We start from the raw sequence: 14682 nt of genomic DNA, 5'->3' as shown, positions 1-14682 counted from the left end.
TATTTCACTGTAACCGACAGAACTTGCGATCGCGGTCAAATTGAGGATCTTGCCAGGAAAAGGCAAAATGACTGATGCCACTGATATTGGGAACTCGCTGGCGGATTGCCTGCATCTGCTTTTCCAGAGAGGGGCGATTCCTGACCGATTTCCCCCAAGTTCCGGCTAGGGCTGGCATAATTTTGGCATTCAGGGGTGCCTTATCCACCACTCGTCGGACTAAGCTCTCAATACAACCCGTATGACCGCAAACGCCGTAGGACATGGGATGCCATTCTAAGGATGGGGAAAAATGATCCCAAGGTTGTAGTCGAGAATCATACCCCCCTCGTCCTACCACCTGATTACCATCGGGGAAAAATACGGCTCCGGCTTTGATTCCCGCCCGTTGAACGGGTAATGTTGCCATGGAAAGAAAATCTAACACCCCTTGAGCCGCATGAGCCACACTAAGCTGCCACAGTTGCCAGTTTATGGAGGCTGCACTATCCGAACTTGAAGGCGATCGCCCTTGCCACATCGGGGTGGATTCGTTGGCATAGCGCGTCTTGACTGATTCTACATCGCTAGCGCTAATCGAACCATCCCGTACATAACGCTGAATCAGTTCTCGCCCTTGATTATTAAGAGCGCGATTATATAAGGCTTGTCGAGATGCATCACTATAGATCCATAAATCTTTTACCTTAGTGACAACTGAATCTGAGCCACTGCCACGCGGATAACGAATATAGTCAAATAAAACACCATCAGGACGACGTTTCGTCACTGCTTGAACCAATTGATAATAATCGGTTTTCGCTTGATTATTATAGGGATCAATAAAAGCTTGGGACTGGTCATGGACAAAGGATAAACTGGTTTGACCGCGACCATTGCGAGCCAGAACCCGTTGCCGATCGCTGCGTTGAGCATACCTGTAGCCGAAGTTCATCGAGAACATCCAGGCATAAACTCGCAATCCCCGTTCATGCCCTTTTTGAATCGTCTGGGCTAATAAATCGACCCGTTCATATCCCGGTGTTCGCACAACGGGGGGCCAGGGGGTGGGGTTATCGGAGGCGGGGAGCAAGACTTGACCATCGGAAAAGACTTCAACATAGACCTTGTTGTAGCCTCGATTGACAATCCGATCCAGAATCTCATCAATCGCACCTGCGCGAACATCGCAGGCATAGAGGCGTAGCCAGATGGCTTGGTCTTGGGGGAAGGTGCGATCGCGACATTGGCGCAAAACATCAGCATGTTGCTTGACGATCGCTTGATAGCGATTATTGAAATCTGGGTTCCCTTTAATCGCACCCAGGCGTAGGCTTTCCTTTTGCGCGATCGCATCATCTGTAAAGTGGCAATAGGCAGCCGTTTGCGCCTGAGCCATTTTCGCCCCATAACCCTGAGTGATGACACTACTCGTCAGCAAGGCGGCAACCAGTACGCGATAATAATATCGCCAATGCCATCTCCTAGGGACAAGACCGTTGGACATTCCTACAAAAACCACAAAAGAACGATAAGTTAGTGTCTTTAGTATTAACAGACGATCGAACCAATCGACAAATTATGCCAAAATCAGCACGTTCTTTTGTCGTTCTGAGCGTTTTATCCTATTTCCGGACACCCGCCCGAACTAACTGTTGAGTTAACTCCTCCATCTCCCCCTGCTCCCAGACGTAGCATGCTACGTCTCTACATTGCTCCCCCATCTCCCCCTCAATCACCTTAAGCGCCGCGCCTGATCGCTCGTTCCACCTGCCGGAATTCTTGCTCTAAACGATCTTTGAGCTTCTGGGGTAAGGGACGATTGGGATAGGAGCTGTAGTAACCCGCTAAAGAATTGAGGGCTGTTCTCATCGTGGAGAACGAACTCAGGTTAGCGACAGAGCCATCTCGACGATATCGAGAAATATACTCATTAATGCTTTGACGCGCTTGTGACTGAGCCTCTGGCTTATCAGGCGCATCCTCTGGTAGTTCAATAGCCGCTCTCAAGGATTCCAAGGTAGTCAGAGTATCTTGGCGATAATTGCCAACCAAACCTGTACTACTCGACGAACACCCCGTTAGTGCGATCGCCGCCACGAGGACAAGGGCAATAAGACGGGATAAGTAGCGCTTCATAAGCATCATTCACCATAGACAGAATTTTCAAAGTAAAATCGATCCTAACCCGGATTGGTGATCCATAGTTTTGAGTTGTGAGGATTTGAGTAGGGGTTTGGTAACCAAACCCCTGAAAATGTTACCTTGTTGCAATGGTCGCTGTACTCCAGAGGTGTTCAAAATGGATTCAAAAACAAACGACGTCAAACATATTTCATCCCAATTACTCGCAGGTATGTTGGCTAACCCCCATATTTACGCCACCATCAGTGATGAGGGACACCAAGGACAGCTAGAACAGAAACTGATTCTGATGGCTGTGGAGATGGCAGAGGACTTGATTGACAAAACTGAACGTCGTCATCCTTAAGCAAACCAGTTATCTGAAGCAGCACTATGGGTTATACCACCTACTTCAAGGGAACCTTCAGCCTCGACCAACGATTATTGGATAGCCAAGTTCTCTATTTACTGGCATTTGCCAATACGCGACGGGTTAAGCGGGATGTTACCGTACTACAAAATGCGCCTGACCCCGCCAGAGTTGCTGTCGGATTACCGTTAGGAACAGATGGCGGCTATTTTGTCAATCAACAGTGGGATGAAAACCATGACGAGATTTCAGTGGTTGACTATAATCGACCGCCCTCGGATCAACCTGGCTTGTGGTGTCAGTGGATTCCTACCTCTGATGGCAGTGGAATTCAATGGGATGGCGGTGAAAAGTTTTATCACTACATCGCTTGGTTACAATACCTGATCCTTCATTTCCTCCAACCTTGGGGGTATCGGTTGCAGGGTGAAGTTAACTGGCAAGGCGAAGATCCCACGGATCAGGGAGTGATTCAAGTCGAGAATAACCAGGTTGTTTTGCCAGCAGGGATTGATTTTCTCAAAGAAGCAACTGCTCCCATTGCAGTACCCCATGGGGTAATGCAAGGACTAGAAGCAATTCAAGCTGTCAATAAAACGGCTTTGTATAGTTGGTTAGCCGCAGAACAAACCGCCCTTGAGTTAGGATACCCGGAAACTGCCGAGTGGATTCAATCCCATCTGGAACTGTATATCCGTGGGATGAAGCAAGGGTTTGTTGGGGAGGATCAAACTTAACCAAAACGTCCGCTTACATAGTCTTTCGTGGCTTCCTCCTTGGGATTTTGGAAGATATTTTCGGTTTCGTCGTACTCAACTAAATACCCCTGTTTTCCCCCCTTTTCTGTGGCTCTGGCATTGAAGAAGGCGGTCATGTCGGCAACCCGTGTGGCTTGCTGCATATTGTGCGTCACAATCACAATACTGTACTTTTCTTTCAGTTCATGCATTAAGTCTTCAACCTTGAGGGTGGAAATCGGGTCAAGAGAGGCACAAGGTTCGTCCATTAATACCACATCCGGGTTAATCGCGATCGCCCGGGCAATACACAACCGCTGCTGTTGTCCCCCAGATAGGGACATCCCGTTGGTTTTCAGCTTATCTTTGACCTCATCCCATAAAGCGGCAGCACGTAGGGAATTTTCCACCAATTCATCGAGGTCACCTTGGTAATTATTCACCCTGGCACCGTAGGCAATATTGTCATAAATTGTTTTGGGAAATGGGTTGGGTTTTTGGAACACCATCCCAATTCGCCGTCGTACTTCTACCGGATCAACGCTTTTGTCATAAAGGTCTTTCTGGCGATAGTAAACCTTACCCTCAATGTGAAATCCGTCGATTAAATCGTTGAGACGGTTAAAGCAGCGAATTAAGGTACTTTTACCACAACCCGAAGGACCAATCAGAGCCGTAATCCGGTTTTTGGGTATGTCCATAGACACCCCCTTAACGGCTAAAAATTTGCCGTAGTAAATATCTAGGTCGTCCGTGCGTAAAACCGTTTCCGTTGATTGCTCATTCCCTTGATTCTGATTGGCAACTTTTTGATTTGATTCCATAATAATTACCCCTGAATTTTGAGGTTACATCCTGCTACAATGACTGGATTTTAAGGTTTAGAGTTTGAACTTTCATCTCCCATTCTATATAAATAGGTTAATTGGCTAATTCATAATTCAGTAAATGCTTTTCCGGGTTGCCCAGCGAGAAATTACACTGGTTAATAAGACCAACGCCACCAGGAGTAGAGAAGCTGCCCAGGCTAATTCTTGCTGATCTGAAAAAGGCGAGGTGGCAAAATTGTAAACTAAAACGGACAGGGAGGCAGTCGGCGAACATATATCTATGTCTAAAGACCCGTTGCGAAACCAGGGCGAGTAGAAGCTGAATAGAGCCGTAAAAATTAGTGGAGCTGTTTCACCAGCGGCGCGAGCAACTGCCAAGGTGGTTCCCGTCAGGATGGCGGGTAAAGCCGCAGGAAGCACCACTCTCAATACCGTCTGATATTCCGAAGCTCCCACGCCCACAGACGCCCAGCGTACATCCTTAGGCACGATTTGCAGGGCTTCATCTGTGGTTCTAACGATAATCGGTAGCATCAATACCGCCAGGGCTAAGCCGCCTGCAAATGCCGAGAAACTGCCTGCACAGGGGAGGAACTGTAGTCCGACCACGACAAGCCCGTAAGCAAATATCCCGGCAATAATTGAAGGAACACCACTGAGGACGTTAGTGGCAAAGCGAATCCAGCGAGCAATTGGACCCGAACTAAATTCTGATAGATAAACGGCGGCTAAAACCCCAATGGGAACACTAATCAACGCCCCAATTGCGATCAAAATCAATGTGCCGAGAATAGCATTGCCAACGCCGCCACCCGATAAACCCGCAGCCGGGGGCAATTGTGTAAATAAGTTCCAGTTCAGGCGGTTAAATCCTTTGATGATCACATAGATAATCACCGCAAACAACGGGATCAGGGCAATAACCAGGCAAGCTCCGGCTAGGATGGTCATCACGATCCCAAATAGCGATCGCCCACTCGTATAGGAACGAGTAAAACTGTGAGTGGGAAAGCCTTCCGGTTGTTTATCTTGGGGATTCTCTGACATAAAATTTTCAAGTTTTGAATTTTGATTTTTCACCCTTCACTGTATTCGAGGGCATGGCGCATGAGTATTGAGTTAACCTAAAACTTCTTAACTTGGCGCACAATCAACTCCGCCAGGATATTCACAATCAGGGTTAAGAAAAATAGCACTAACCCGGCATACATTAAAGCCGCCACCTGCAATCCTGAAGCTTCAGCAAATTGGTTAGCCAAGAGGGAAGCAATCGTATTGGCTGGGGCGAGTAGAGAAAAATTAAGTTGATTAGCATTACCAATCAGCAAGGTCACTGCCATGGTTTCTCCCATCGCTCGACCTAGCCCTAGCATTACGCCACCGACAATGCCCGAAAATGCCGCCGGAATCAGAACCCGAAAGATGGTTTGCCAACGGGTGGCTCCCAACCCTAGAGACGCTTGTCGCAGATCCGGAGGGAGAGACGCCAGGGAATCGCGAGAAATTGCCGTGATAATCGGCAAAATCATCACCGTTAAGATAACCCCCGCCGGAAACATACCCACCCGCGTGGGTTCGGTACTAAACAGGGGAATCCAGCCAAAGTTGTTATGCAGCCACTCCTCAATCGGGATCAGGATTGGTACTAAAACATAAATACCCCATAGTCCGTAAACAACACTGGGAATCGCTGCTAACAGTTCCACCATAAATACCAGCGTCAGCCGCGCTGATTTGGGCAGAAAGTCTTCGCTCAAAAAGACAGCGGTGCCAATTCCTAGAGGTACGGCAAACAGCAGTGCGATCGCGGAACTCACCAGCGTCCCATAGATCATGGGTAGCGCCCCATAATTGTCTTCTACGGGGTTCCAGGCGCTTTTGACCAGAAAGTTCAGCCCAAATGCCCGAATCGCTGGCAAAGCTTCTATGCCCACCGTGATCGCGATGAAGATTAAAACGGCGGCGACTGACAGCGCCAAGATGCGAGCCAGCCAGACAAACCCCCGATCCGTGGTTTTTTCACGACCTGATCGTTGGGGGAGTACTGCTGAATGGGACTCAGCTTGTGTGGTCATAATAAATTAGAGTCAACTGATTGATTGAGCATTGGGGAAGAGTGGATTGGGGAAGAGGGATATTCTCCCTCATCTCCCCTATCTGTGTGAGTTACTCACTAACTTCGATATCATACTCTTGGCTAATCTGATCAGCCTTCTCTGCCACTTTTTCCCGCACATTTTGCGGCAGCTGCACATACCCTAACTCAGGGGCAATTTCTTGACCTTCAGTCAACGCATATTCAATCGTGGCTTCCAAGGCTTTAGCCGTCTGAGGATCATCATACTCCTCGTAAGCCAAAAGCCAAGTGTAGGTAACAATGGGATAGGATTCCTCACCTTCTGGATCAGCAATAAATGCCCGGAGGTTTTCTGGCAGAGTCACAGCTTCTAACGTCTTGGACGCCGATTCATCACTAGGCGTGACAAAATTCCCCACTTGGTTTTCCAAAGCCGCAAAGTTGAGGTCATTCTGCTTGGCGTAGCCGTATTCGACATAGCCGATCGCACCATCGGTTTGTTTAATCTGAGCCGTAACCCCTTCATTTCCCTTTGCGCCAACCCCGGTGGGCCACTCAACGGTTTTGCCTTCCCCAACTTGCTCTTCCCATTCCGGACTAATCGCACTTAGGTGTTTGGTAAAGACGCCTGTGGTACCACTGCCATCGGAACGGTGAATCACGGTAATGGACTGATCGGGCAACTCTACACCCTCATTTGCCGCCGCAATTGCCGGGTCATTCCAGTTGGTAATGTTGCCCAGAAGAATATCCACGTACACATCCCGTGGCAGTTTCAGCTCTTCTATTCCTCCCAGGTTGTATGCCAGTACGATACTGCCAGCCGTTATCGGCAGCAAGAGAACGCCTCTATCGACTTGCTCGATTTCTTCATCACTCATGGCAACATCGCTAGCGCCGAAGTCTACCGTACCTTGAGTGAACTGTTCCACGCCAGCGCCACTACCAACCGATTGATAGTCGATCTGAAGTTTCGGATTTTCACTATTGAATTCTGCGAACCAGCGCTGGTATATCGGTGCTGGGAACGATGCACCCGCACCGGTGAGATCGACAGGTTCAGCCAGGGCAAGTTTGTCGCCCTCTCCACCCATATCAGTTTGAGCGGTATCTCCACCTGTCGTATCCGTTCCACCTGTTGTGTCCGTTCCTTGATCTCCTCCGCACGCCGCTAGGCTAACGGCTAGAGCTAGCACGGAAACTGAGCGCACTACACGAGCTGGATTGATGAAAGCGAGTCGGAACACCATTTGACTAAGCCTCAAAGACAGTTACACTACGGTAAGTCTCTTGCAGGATACCCCTTATTTGTAAAGAGAAGGTTAACGGGTTTCATTTGATTTTCCGTAGGGGTTTGGTTTCCAAACCCCGGTTATTAATTTTGGTTCCCTGATCAATTATCGGGTAAGACAGAATTGGTGTGGAATGCCAGATATAAGGTATAGTGTTAAGTTGCGGTTCTATCGGTTGTGACCTCACGACCAAGCCGTCGAAGTGCAAAGCGAGGGTCAAAGCGTGGTTCAAACGCCATTACGACAGTCTGACAGTTCACTCCATCCGAATGCGGCGAATTCCCCAGCCTCCGTGCCAACCGCAGTGCGAGACTGGCTCAACGCTCTCGCCCAACGGATTATAGCAGGCGATCGCATCAATCGAGAGGAAGCGCTGAAACTGACGCAAATCGAGGGACAGGACAAGATTCTGCTCCTGTGTGAAGCGGCGGATCAAGTGCGCCAAGCCTGCTGTGGCAATACGGTGGATTTATGCAGTATCGTGAACATTAAATCCGGTAGCTGCTCAGAAAACTGCGGCTTTTGCGCCCAGTCTGCCCATCATCCCGGAAAGGATTCTCCCATATACGGACTCAAATCCTCGGAGGAAATACTGGCACAAGCCAAAGCCGCCGATGCAGCAGGGGCGAAGCGTTTTTGCCTCGTGAGTCAAGGGCGCGGACCGAAATATCAGTCCCCCAAATCCACAGAATTTGAGCAAATTCTGGAAACCGTCCAACGGATTATTAGCGAAACCAATATTAAGCCCTGCTGCGCCTTAGGCGAAGTAACACCCGAACAGGCACAGGCACTCAAGGAAGCCGGAGTTACCCGCTATAACCATAACTTAGAGGCATCGGAGACCTTTTTCCCGGAAATCGTCACCACTCACCGTTGGCGCGATCGCGTCGAGACGATTAAGCACCTGAAAGCCGCCGGAATTCAAGCCTGTACGGGTGGTATTTTGGGGATGGGAGAAACCTGGGAGGATCGAGTGGATTTAGCCCTAGCCTTGCGGGAATTAGAGGTAGAATCCGTCCCCCTAAACTTGCTGAATCCCCGTCAAGGAACGCCCTTGGGAGAACAGGCAAAACTTGATCCATACCAAGCACTAAAGGCGATCGCGATTTTCCGGCTGATTTTACCCGAACAAATCATTCGCTATGCTGGCGGACGAGAAGCGGTGATGGGTGAACTCCAAGCCTTAGGATTGAAAGCCGGGATTAATGCCATGTTAATTGGTCATTACCTCACGACCCTAGGACAACCGCCAGAACATGATCATGCCATGTTAGAGTCATTAGGCTTAACCGGAGGCGAAGCACCGCTTCCCGGAGAGCATCAATCCCAGCAAGTATAGAGGGGGAGAGTTAAGGACGATTCGCGTAAAAGTGTCTGCTCCCCATGAACTCGTTTGGGCTTTAATTGGCTTATTACTGACTATCGGTGGCACCTTTCTAGAAGCTTTCGTGACAAATCCGCCCTGGAGTTGGTCAAGCCAAGGAATTCATCCCGTTTCCTTAGGCGTTACCTGTCAGATTGGGGCGGTTCTCCTTGTGGGTTGTTTAGGTGGAAAAAATGCAGGTGTCCTGTCTCAAATCGCTTATGTGGTTTTAGGCTTAATTTTACCTGTCTTTGACCAAGGCGGGGGTTTAGGCTATGTAATAAAACCCATGTTTGGTTATTTATTAGGATTTATTGCGGGGGCTTGGGTGTGTGGTTTTTTAGCATTTCGGATGCCTTTGCGATTAGAATCCCTAGGGTTTAGCTGCTTATGTGGTTTATTCACAATCCATATTTACGGAATAGGCTATTTAACGATTTTTCATCTTATTTTTAATCGGACAAGTATGGATGGTTTATCACTGATGGATGCCATGTTGAAATACTCGATTTATCCGTTACCCGGACAGTTAGCCATTGTTTGTGCGGTGACGGTTATGGCGTATACCCTGCGTCATTTATTGTTTTATTAGTTATTCATCCATAGGTTGTAGAGACGTTCGTAGTTGCGCTTCAGCGCCATAAACCTCCCATCACCCCCGACAAACCCTTAAGTCAAATAGCACTGAAATAAGCATTTGGGGAGCGCCAAAACCCTTTATCTATCGTAGGGTGGGCATTGCCCACCAGCATACCAGTCAGTGACATTCCCCTTAAGTCGAATAGCACTGAAATAAGCCTTTGGGAGCGCCAAAACCAGTAATATACCGTAGGGTGGGCATTGCCCACCAACCTTAAGTCAGTGACATTCCCCTTAAGTCAGTGTTATTTATCCTCATTATCCTCAACTAATCATCGTGGCGTGACACAGCTAAATGGGTGGAATCGATGGGGTTAGTAGTAGGGGCTAAAGCCCCTAATTTTAGGGGTTTCTTTTGTGTAATGCTAATCCATCTTGCTTAGGTATGCCACGCCAGTAATGGCATGACACAGTTAAAATTGTAGATTAGATTTTGTCGGTTTAGTGGGCGCACGTCGGGAAAGGGCGCACGTCGGTGCTATTCTACGATAGGTGGCATTTGTATATAAATCCTGTCCTTTTGCATAACCTCCCCCTGACTGAGAGATAGGAGAACGAGACGTTTATAATTCTTTATATCACTTGATAATTCCAGCGATGCAATACCAACTGAAATATCTGGGCTTGGTTTGGGTAACAGCACTCCTAGCAGTGACTGCTCCTGTCATACCCATGGGTAGCATTGCGCCACTTGTCGCCCAGGCGCAAACGGTAGAAGATCAAAAAGCCGAGGCGGAACGACTCTTCCAACAGGGAGTGCAGGAATACCGTCGAGGGCAATATCAACAGGCGTTGGCAACCTATCAACAAGCGCTGGAAATACAACAAGCCCTCAATGATCAGGCGGGAATCGGGCAAACCCTCAATAATATCGGTGAGGTTTATTACTGGTTGCGGCAACATGAAGCTGCTTTAACCAGCTTACAGCAGGCTCTCTCCATTCGCATAGCACTCAAAGACCGTGCTGGAGAGGGAGAAACCTTAGATAACTTGGGTATAACCTATTACGGCTTAAAGGACTCTGAGCAAGCCTTAGAAACCTTACAGCAAGCGCTTTCTATTCGCCAAGAATTACAGGATCGCAGCGGAGAAGGCAAAACTCTCAGTAATATTGGCGCTGTTTACGCTTTTAGTTTACAACAATCGTCCCAAGGCTTAGAAACCTTACAGCAAGCCCTGGCGATACAGGAAGAAGTCGGGGATAAATTTCATGCCGAAATTACCCTGCGAAAATCGGCTGGGCGTATGAAAGCCTGGAAGACTATTCTCGCGCTTTGGAGTGGTCAAAGAAAGCGTTAGTTCTTAGCCGTGAGATTGGTAACCGTGCGGGTGAGGGTGGAAGTTTACTGGCGATAGGATACGCTTATTACAATTTAGAAGACTATGACCGCTACTTGGAACATTACCAGCAAGCTTTACCCCTAATTCAAGATGCCGGAATTCGTCCATTAGAAAGTAGTATTCTTTTGCAAATAGGATCGGCTTATTCTATTCAAGGAAAATATGAATTAGCAGTGGAATTTTATCAGCAAGGACTAACCCTTGCACGAGAACTCGACGATAAACTACAAGAATCTCAACTTCTATCATTCATAGCCTCTAGTTACTATAGGCAAGGAAAATATGATCTTGCAATTGAATACTACCAACAAGCATTAGCCCTTCAGCAACAACCTCTTAATGATCGCACAGCACAACTAAACACCATTCTTCAAATGATGAGAGTGTATTATCTAAGTGTCGGTTCTGCCCATGATAAAAAAGATTATTCTCTTGCTCTTAAACAAAGCGAAACGATCATTGCTTTAGTTCCAGAAGCATTAAATATTGCTAGAGAACTACAAGATTCAATAAAGAAACAAGAGATAATGGAGATAGAAAGTAGTACCTATGCAAAAATTGGTTCTATCTACTACGATTTGTTAGATTTGCCAAAAGCCCAAGAGTTTGCCGAACAAGGTCTAACCATTGCGCGACAGTCTGAAAGTTTAGAAGCAGAAGCTTTTCCTCTATCGGTTCTTGCTAGAGTGTATACTTCACTGGCAGATTATGCCAAGGCGATTGAAGTCTATAAGCGAGATTTGGATATTGCGCGACAACTCAAAGATCCATTTTCAGAAACGCTATCTTTAATTAGTCTGGCTAGTACTTATAATATGGTGGGAGACTATGAGAAGGCGATTGAGTTACTCCAGCAAGCATTAGTGATAACCGGAGAAATAAATACTTCTGAACTAGCACCTAATTTACAAGACACAGCGTTGAACTTGCGAAACAATGCATTGAGGAGTTTAATCCTGGTTTACATCAATCTTGGAGACTTCGATCAAGCGCTTGATTATGCTCAGCAAAACGTAAGTTGGGCGCAAAGTATCGCGAAATCGGATAAAGAAGCAGAGGCGCTGATTCAGTTGGCTAATGTATATACTTTGTTCCGAGATTCTGCTCAAGCTGTGGAGTTAATCCAACAAGCTTTATCGATTGCTAAAACAATAAAACATCCTCAGCTAGAGGCGAAAGCCTGGGACAATTTGAGTGAGATTTACAATCAGCAAGGAGATCATACTTTAGCGCTGGATGCCGCCAACAAAGCATGGGAAATTGCTAAAGCATTGGGCGATCCAAATCTCGAACGGAATGCTTTGGATCAGCTTATAGATATTTACAAAAGCCAGGGCAACTATGACAAATCATTAGAGTTAGCGCAGCAACTTTTGACCCTAATTCGGCAGTACCAGTTAAATGGCTTTGAAATCACAGCTTTAACGGAGTTGAGTGCCAATTATCTTTGGCTGGGCAATACAGAAAAAGCAACTGAATATGGGAAAGAAGCTTTAGCATTAGCACAGCAAAGACAAGTTCCCGCAGATGAGCAGATAGCTTTAACTGGATTAGCTCAAATCCATAATCAACGGGGAGAATACGAGCAGGCGGTTGAATTGGCGCAAAGGAGTTTAGACATTTCCCAGCGGACAAAAAACTTCTTTGGAGAAGTTGAGGCTTCAAAGGTTCTTAGTGAAGCTTACGCCGCACTCGGAGATTATCAAAATGCCATTAGTGTTGCCGAACCCCGTTTAGCCCTAGCTCGGAAATTGAATGATCGCTATTCTGAAGCGGAGTTACTCATTAATTTGGGCAATGCTTACAACGTTATTGGAGAACACAGCAAAGGCAAAGAGTTGATTGAGCAAGGTTTAACAATAGGTCGAGAACTTCAAAATCCAGCTTTAGAGGGGTTGGCGCTAGCAAGGTTGGGTAATGTTTATACGTCGTTCAAGGATTATCAGCAAGCTTTGGAGCTGTATCAAAAAAAAAATCGCTCAGGATAACAACAGTCCTAGAGCGCAGACATTACCATTAACCCTTTTAGGGACTGCTTATTTAAATTTAGGAGATTACCAGACAAGCCGTGAGTACTATCAGCAAGTGCTACCCATTTTGCGGACATTGCAAAATCGTCATGACGAAAGTATCATTTTGACAATGATCGCCTGGAATTACTTTGTTCAAGGGGAAGCTGAAAAAAGCCTTGATTTCGCTCAACAAGGGTTAGTGATAGCCCAGGAAATTCAACAGCCTTTTCTGGAAATAGTTGCTAACGTGGTGCTAAGTATTGGTTATGCTGAATTAGGGGATGATCAAAAAGCCATGGAATCAGCCCAAGCTTTTTTAGCATTCACTCGAAATGTCCAAAATCTTACCTTAGAAAGGGATGCACTGAACCTCATCGCTAGTCTACACCGTAAATTTGGCAGAAAGCAAGAAGCTATCGCGACTTACCAACAGGCATTAGCTATCAATACGCTTGAGGAAGTCATTGGTGATAAATCCTATAGCTATGCAGGTTTGGGGCGGCTTTATGCAGAGTTAGATCAACCTAATATTGCTATTACCTATTACAAACAAGCGATCAATGACTTTGAAGAAATTCGGCGGATTAATCAAGAACTACCGCCCCAGTTACAAAAATCTGCTCTACAAGCCATAATTGATTTTGACGGACTGACAACCGCTGATATTTATCGCCAATTAGCGGACTTGTTATTATCCCAAGGGCGAGATAAGGAAGCTCATCAGGTATTGGAACTGTTGAAGATACAGGAAATTCGCGATTTAGCCAGAGGTACAGTCTCAACCAATGACCAACCGGATGTACTTCTCAGCGAAGCCGAGAAAAAGGTTCAAGCTGAAAGCCAATCCCTAATTGCTTTAGGACAACAAATTAATGAATGTGAACGGACAAATTGTACTGAAAAAGGCGAGTTAAATGACCGTCTGACTGTTTTAATCCGTGAGTTTAATCAAAACTTGAAAACCATTGAAAAAGAAATTCGCTCCAACCGGGCGACTGATGATCTGTTCTTCGATCCCAGGAAACTCGCCAAAGCCAGGGAAATTGTAGAAGCTCAACCGCATACCGTCTTAATTTACCCGTTGGTACTAGAAGAAAGACTGTGGTTAATCATGTTCTCAGAAGGGGGAGTTGTCCATAAACAAGAAGTTAATATTGGAGAAGAAGAGTTAGGGGAAACAGTTAACCGATTCCGGAGATTACTGGAAAATAACCGCTCGGATATTGCCGAAATTAAAGAAACGGGAAAACAACTCTACGATTGGTTAATTAAACCCTTTGCTGCCGAACTCAAGCAAAACCAGGTGCAGAATTTAGTGTTCGCTTTGGATCGGGTAACGCGATATATTCCTATGAGTACTTTGTCGGATGGGGAAAACTACTTGATTGAAAATTATACCATCTCGACCGTCTTCTCAGCCGATTTAACCAATATAAGCGATCGCCTTCCTGTGGATACTCAAGATGTCCCCGTTCTAGCAATGGGTGTATCTGATGCGGTTGGTGGTTTCTCGTCCTTGCCATACGTCCAAACTGAACTCAATGCCATTGTGCGCCAAACAACCGATGATGATCTAGGGATTTATCCAGGGACAACGTTTCTTAATGATACGTTTGACTATCGCAGTTTGCGCGATAATTTGACGGGACACCAGATTTTACATCTAGCGACTCACGGAGTATTTGTTCCGGGTAGTGCGGATGACTCGTTTCTGTTGTTAGGCGATGGTGAACAGCTAAGAATTCCCGACATTCAAACGTTAACTCAGTTACAGGACATTCATCGCTTTTCTCGTGAGACCCCGCATGAGCGCGAAGCAATGCGGGGAGGAATAGAGGTCAAACCGTGCCGCTCGACGCGGTGAGGTTTGACAGTCCAGGTATAGGCACGACGATTAGCCCCGTGCTTCGCTGCAACA

13 protein-coding genes are annotated in these 14682 nt (G+C 46.7%); 7 read left to right on the top strand and 6 right to left on the bottom strand.

Features of this window, described 5'->3' with window-relative positions; all coding sequences use genetic code 11:
• Positions 1-4: 4 nt before the first annotated feature.
• Both RIE73_RS16225 and psb27 read right to left on the bottom strand, forming a co-directional pair.
• Positions 5-1486 (bottom strand): family 10 glycosylhydrolase, encoded by a 1482-nt coding sequence (locus RIE73_RS16225; protein ID WP_446402159.1) that lies wholly within the window; start codon positions 1484-1486, stop codon positions 5-7.
• 233 nt (positions 1487-1719) lie between these two features.
• The gene (psb27, locus tag RIE73_RS16220) at positions 1720-2118 is read right to left on the bottom strand and encodes a photosystem II protein Psb27 (RefSeq protein WP_446402158.1); all 399 of its coding nucleotides are present in this window, start codon (positions 2116-2118) and stop codon (positions 1720-1722) included.
• A gap of 163 nt (positions 2119-2281) precedes the next feature.
• Here psb27 and RIE73_RS16215 point away from each other — a divergent pair, with 163 nt between their 5' ends.
• Both RIE73_RS16215 and RIE73_RS16210 read left to right on the top strand, forming a co-directional pair.
• Complete coding sequence (locus RIE73_RS16215; protein WP_446402157.1) at positions 2282-2470, top strand: hypothetical protein; 189 nt, start codon at positions 2282-2284, stop codon at positions 2468-2470.
• A gap of 26 nt (positions 2471-2496) precedes the next feature.
• Positions 2497-3210: a hypothetical protein gene (locus RIE73_RS16210; protein WP_446402156.1), complete on the top strand. Its 714-nt coding sequence runs from the start codon at positions 2497-2499 to the stop codon at positions 3208-3210.
• Here RIE73_RS16210 and pstB read toward each other — a convergent pair.
• From pstB to pstS, 4 genes are all read right to left on the bottom strand, one after another.
• Positions 3207-4034: a phosphate ABC transporter ATP-binding protein PstB gene (gene pstB, locus RIE73_RS16205; protein ID WP_446402155.1), complete on the bottom strand. Its 828-nt coding sequence runs from the start codon at positions 4032-4034 to the stop codon at positions 3207-3209. The genes RIE73_RS16210 and pstB overlap by 4 nt on opposite strands.
• A 117-nt stretch (positions 4035-4151) precedes the next feature.
• Positions 4152-5087 carry a phosphate ABC transporter permease PstA gene (gene pstA / locus RIE73_RS16200; RefSeq protein ID WP_446402154.1) on the bottom strand — a complete coding sequence of 312 codons (936 nt, stop codon included), beginning with the start codon at positions 5085-5087 and terminating at the stop codon, positions 4152-4154.
• A 77-nt stretch (positions 5088-5164) separates the two neighbouring features.
• Positions 5165-6115 carry a phosphate ABC transporter permease subunit PstC gene (pstC, locus tag RIE73_RS16195; RefSeq protein WP_446402153.1) on the bottom strand — a complete coding sequence of 317 codons (951 nt, stop codon included), beginning with the start codon at positions 6113-6115 and terminating at the stop codon, positions 5165-5167.
• A gap of 91 nt (positions 6116-6206) precedes the next feature.
• Positions 6207-7367 (bottom strand): phosphate ABC transporter substrate-binding protein PstS, encoded by a 1161-nt coding sequence (gene pstS / locus RIE73_RS16190; RefSeq protein ID WP_446402152.1) that lies wholly within the window; start codon positions 7365-7367, stop codon positions 6207-6209.
• A 265-nt stretch (positions 7368-7632) separates the two neighbouring features.
• On the opposite strand from pstS, the gene bioB reads away from it, so the two are divergent.
• From bioB to RIE73_RS16165, 5 genes are all read left to right on the top strand, one after another.
• Positions 7633-8748, top strand: coding sequence for a biotin synthase BioB (bioB, locus tag RIE73_RS16185; protein WP_446402151.1), 1116 nt, complete (start codon positions 7633-7635; stop codon positions 8746-8748).
• A gap of 31 nt (positions 8749-8779) precedes the next feature.
• A complete protein-coding gene (locus RIE73_RS16180; protein ID WP_446402150.1) occupies positions 8780-9364 on the top strand; it encodes a biotin transporter BioY in 585 nt (194 codons plus the stop codon).
• 644 nt (positions 9365-10008) lie between these two features.
• The gene (locus tag RIE73_RS16175) at positions 10009-10710 is read left to right on the top strand and encodes a tetratricopeptide repeat protein (protein ID WP_446402149.1); all 702 of its coding nucleotides are present in this window, start codon (positions 10009-10011) and stop codon (positions 10708-10710) included.
• Positions 10686-12740: a tetratricopeptide repeat protein gene (locus RIE73_RS16170; protein ID WP_446402148.1), complete on the top strand. Its 2055-nt coding sequence runs from the start codon at positions 10686-10688 to the stop codon at positions 12738-12740. The genes RIE73_RS16175 and RIE73_RS16170 overlap by 25 nt, the downstream gene beginning before the upstream one ends.
• Complete coding sequence (locus tag RIE73_RS16165) at positions 12670-14628, top strand: CHAT domain-containing protein (RefSeq protein ID WP_446402147.1); 1959 nt, start codon at positions 12670-12672, stop codon at positions 14626-14628. Before RIE73_RS16170 ends, RIE73_RS16165 begins: the two co-directional genes overlap by 71 nt.
• The last annotated feature ends 54 nt before the right edge of the window (positions 14629-14682 follow it).

The organism is Coleofasciculus sp. C1-SOL-03, from assembly GCF_040220555.1.
Classification (GTDB): Bacteria; Cyanobacteriota; Cyanobacteriia; order Cyanobacteriales; family Coleofasciculaceae; genus Coleofasciculus.
This window is presented reverse-complemented; position numbering and strand designations above follow the sequence as displayed.

Coding starts and splice junctions, on each gene's coding strand:
- RIE73_RS16225 (WP_446402159.1), bottom strand. CDS start 1,486: ATGTCCAACGGTCTTGTCCCTAGGAGATGGCATTGGCGATATTATTAT.
- RIE73_RS16165 (WP_446402147.1), top strand. CDS start 12,670: ATGTTTATACGTCGTTCAAGGATTATCAGCAAGCTTTGGAGCTGTATC.
- pstB (WP_446402155.1), bottom strand. CDS start 4,034: ATGGAATCAAATCAAAAAGTTGCCAATCAGAATCAAGGGAATGAGCAA.
- RIE73_RS16210 (WP_446402156.1), top strand. CDS start 2,497: ATGGGTTATACCACCTACTTCAAGGGAACCTTCAGCCTCGACCAACGA.
- pstS (WP_446402152.1), bottom strand. CDS start 7,367: ATGGTGTTCCGACTCGCTTTCATCAATCCAGCTCGTGTAGTGCGCTCA.
- RIE73_RS16215 (WP_446402157.1), top strand. CDS start 2,282: ATGGATTCAAAAACAAACGACGTCAAACATATTTCATCCCAATTACTC.
- RIE73_RS16175 (WP_446402149.1), top strand. CDS start 10,009: ATGCAATACCAACTGAAATATCTGGGCTTGGTTTGGGTAACAGCACTC.
- pstA (WP_446402154.1), bottom strand. CDS start 5,087: ATGTCAGAGAATCCCCAAGATAAACAACCGGAAGGCTTTCCCACTCAC.
- psb27 (WP_446402158.1), bottom strand. CDS start 2,118: ATGAAGCGCTACTTATCCCGTCTTATTGCCCTTGTCCTCGTGGCGGCG.
- pstC (WP_446402153.1), bottom strand. CDS start 6,115: ATGACCACACAAGCTGAGTCCCATTCAGCAGTACTCCCCCAACGATCA.